The following is a 2,862-nucleotide window of genomic DNA, read 5'->3' as shown; positions in this document are numbered from 1 at the left end:
TTCCTGAGATGAATGATGTTGCTGGCGGAGAATTGGCCTTAAAAATTGAAAAGGAAGCTTTGGCTCTCGAAAAATTATTAAGCCGTTTCGATTCACAGGCTGAGGTTTTTAGGGTAAATGAAGCGGCATTCCGGGAAGAAATACCTGTGAGTGATAGGTTGTGGAAAATATTACAGGATTGTTTCCGGTTTAATGAATGGACATCAGGTTATTTTGATATAGGCCTGGGATATTTTAAGAATCCCGTGAAAAGAAACCAGGGCAGTTTGGACTGCGGTATGAAGGATATAATTTTAAATCCGGAGAGGAAATCCATTAAATTTTCAACCGATACTGTTTCACTTGATTTTGGCGCTATTGGAAAGGGTTTGGTACTGAGAGAGACCGAAAAGATACTTACTTCTTTTAGTGTTAAAGATTGTTTTATCAGTTTTGGAGGAAGTTCTGTCCTTACGCGGGGAACTCATCCTTATGGCCCGAACTGGCCGCTTTCTATGAGGAATATTTCAGGTTCCATGCCTGTTTTTTATTTAAATGACAGTTGCGTTTCATTTAGCGGGGCTTTGACAGAAAATATACTGGGCAATAAATATCATATTGTTAATCCTAAAAATTTACAAATTGAAGAAAATAACCGGATTTCTTTTGTGCAATGCAGTTGTCCGGTAATCGCGGAAGTACTTTCGACAACATTGTTATTGGTAAATTTGCAAGAAGCAGATGCCATTGTTGCGAAGTTTAATCCGCTTAAGGCCTTAGTTTTTAATAAAAATGTAAATAAAGAAATATCAATAATATATTCGTATGGACACACCGATTAATTCACGTAGAGAATTTTTAAAAAATATGGCCATTGGTGGTTCTGCCGCTTTTTTGGCCGCAACTCCCTGGCTCAAAGTTTTTGCCGGAGATACTGTTTCTAAGGGTGCCGGGGACCGTGTAAGAATTGCCTTTATTGGCACAGGCTCACGGGGCCAGGAACTGTTAAGGAATATGATTCTGGTGATGAAAGAAGATAACATAGATATTTGTGCATTGTGCGATAATTATCAACCCCACCTGAATACTGCTTTTGAATTTTGCAACAAAAACGGATTCAGTCCCAAAACTTACAACGATTACCGCAAACTCATTGAAAGGGAAAAATTGGATGGTGTGGTGATTGCAACCCCTTTGTTTGAACATGCTCATATTACCATTGATTGTTTAAATTCCGGCCTTAATGTATTTTGTGAGAAAGCCATGGCCCGGACCGTTGAGGATGTAAAACGGATGTATGATACCCATATTAAAACAAATAAGATACTTCAGATAGGGCATCAACGGACCTTTAATCCTATTTATCTGGAAGGAATGCAGCGTATTCATAATGGAGATATAGGTAAAATCGGGCAAATCAGGGCATATTGGCACCGGAATAATGATTGGCGCCGGCCACTTCCAAATAATGACAAGTCCTTTGACAAACAGATCAATTGGAGGTTATACAAAGAATGTTCTGCAGGATTGCTTACCGAGTTAATGTCTCACCAGTTACAGGTTGCCACCTGGGCATTAGATCAATTCCCGGTTTCGGTAATGGCTTCAGGTAGTATTGTTTACTGGAAAGATGGTCGTACGGTACCTGATAATATTGCTGTAATATATAATTTCCCGAATGAAGCCAAGTTCCTTTACGATTCAATGATCAGCAATAAAAAATATGGTCTTGAGGAACAAGTTCTGGGAGATAAAGGTACTGTTGAATTTGAAATGAACAGGTATTATACCGAAACACCTCCGCCTGCACCGGGAATAGGCCAACTTGTTAATAATATCGAACACGGTATTTTTGATAATATTGGAGTTGCCGGAACTTCCTGGGTACCGGAAACAGCAGATCAATATAAAGGTGAAAGAATTAGTCCTAAAGACCTTTATGAAGATACAAAGTTTGAACTGCAAGCCTATGCAGCCTTTATCCGTAAGGGCAAAGCTCCCGATAAAATGGTCAAGGAAGCCTATTACGGTAGTGTTTGGACTCTGTTAGCCGAAAAATCCATTGACACCGGACAAATGGTGACTTTACCGGAAGAATTTAAAATTTAATGCCTATCCTATTAAAATTATTGATAATGAAAAAGACCGTAACAGTAAATATTTTTAAGGAATTTATAATATGGCTGATTATTTTCGGCTTATCTTATTTGTTGAATGTTATTTCTATCCTGATTTATAAAACCAGTTGGACAGAATTATACAGCCAGCTCGGTTTTGTTTTTATGATTAGTTGTGCGTTATATGTTTTTATCGTTGCAGTACGATTAATCGTTTTTTTTATTAAGGGGTTTGTAAAAAATCATTCTCAAAAATCAGTAGTAGGTAAGTAAAATTTCATTGAATTTCATGACCTATTAGGGAATAAAATAAGTCTGCTAAATATTTAAGAAGCCAGGACTGCTATGAATAAGACATGGTCGTTCTGGCTTTTTTTTCATTGACAACTACATGGATTAACATAAAGAAATGGTTGTTTCTGACCGTTTATGATTATTCGGATTAATTCAAATTCATAAACCTCATTTAATGGTTACATAATAATTCTGTAATTCATTAAACTAGAACCGATGTATTTTCTTTTTAATTTTTTATGAAAAAAGAAGCTTTCCCTACTGTTCTTCGGGGAGTATGTGATACCAGGTTCTTTTTATTCCGTTTAACTAAAATCTAGGATCACAAAAGGGATTATAACAGGATACTGAATATTTGAGGGACAGAGTTTGATTTTGAGGATTTTAACTACCTAATGGTCTTGTATTAATCACTAGGTCACAGAGAGTACGAAAAATAAAGGGGATTCAAGAGGGTTCGAAGTTGTTTGAT

General features: G+C 36.8%; 3 protein-coding genes. All 3 read left to right on the top strand.

Annotation, left to right across the window (positions count from 1 at the left end):
• Window positions 1-821 (top strand): FAD:protein FMN transferase (locus Q8907_15505; GenBank protein MDP4275677.1); only part of this gene is annotated, 821 nt, incomplete at its 5' end.
• Window positions 805-2,088 carry a Gfo/Idh/MocA family oxidoreductase gene (locus tag Q8907_15500; protein MDP4275676.1) on the top strand — a complete coding sequence of 428 codons (1,284 nt, stop codon included), beginning with the start codon at window positions 805-807 and terminating at the stop codon, window positions 2,086-2,088. The genes Q8907_15505 and Q8907_15500, both read left to right, overlap by 17 nt.
• A 26-nt stretch (window positions 2,089-2,114) precedes the next feature.
• Window positions 2,115-2,369 carry a hypothetical protein gene (locus tag Q8907_15495; GenBank protein ID MDP4275675.1) on the top strand — a complete coding sequence of 85 codons (255 nt, stop codon included), beginning with the start codon at window positions 2,115-2,117 and terminating at the stop codon, window positions 2,367-2,369.
• The last annotated feature ends 493 nt before the right edge of the window (window positions 2,370-2,862 follow it).

The sequence above is a fragment of the Bacteroidota bacterium genome (genome assembly GCA_030706565.1).
GTDB lineage: Bacteria > Bacteroidota > Bacteroidia > Bacteroidales > JAUZOH01 > JAUZOH01.
The sequence above is the reverse complement of the archived record's forward strand: the minus strand, read 5'-3'. Positions and strand labels throughout refer to the sequence as shown.